Source organism: Sphingomonas sp. dw_22, from assembly GCF_018449795.1.
Taxonomy (GTDB): Bacteria; Pseudomonadota; Alphaproteobacteria; order Sphingomonadales; family Sphingomonadaceae; genus Sphingomonas.
The window spans coordinates 1-304 of the sequence record NZ_JAAVVE010000096.1; the positions used below are offsets into that span (position 1 = coordinate 1).

General features: G+C 67.1%; 1 protein-coding gene. It reads right to left on the minus strand.

What is annotated here, in order from left to right:
* A partial coding sequence (locus HB724_RS20280) for an SDR family oxidoreductase (protein ID WP_213982756.1) occupies positions 1-304 on the minus strand: 304 nt, incomplete at both ends.

Genomic DNA, 304 nt, shown 5'->3' on the forward strand with positions numbered 1-304 from the left:
GGAGGCGAGGAAGACGATGGGGCCGATCATGTCGTCGGGTTGTCCGAGGCGGCCGAGAGGGACGCGGGATTCCATGTAGTGGCGCTTGGCGTCGTCGGCGAGGTCGTCCTTGTTGATTTCGGTGAGGATGGTGCCGGGGAGGACGGAGTTGCAGCGGATGTTGTGCCTGCCGAGCGCGATTGCCGTGGACTGCATGAGCGAGTGGAGGCCGGCCTTGGTGGGGGTGTAGTGGGTCTGGAACTCGCCGCCGACCAGGGCGGAGATCGAGGATACCGCGATGATCGCGCCGCCCTGGCCCTGGGCG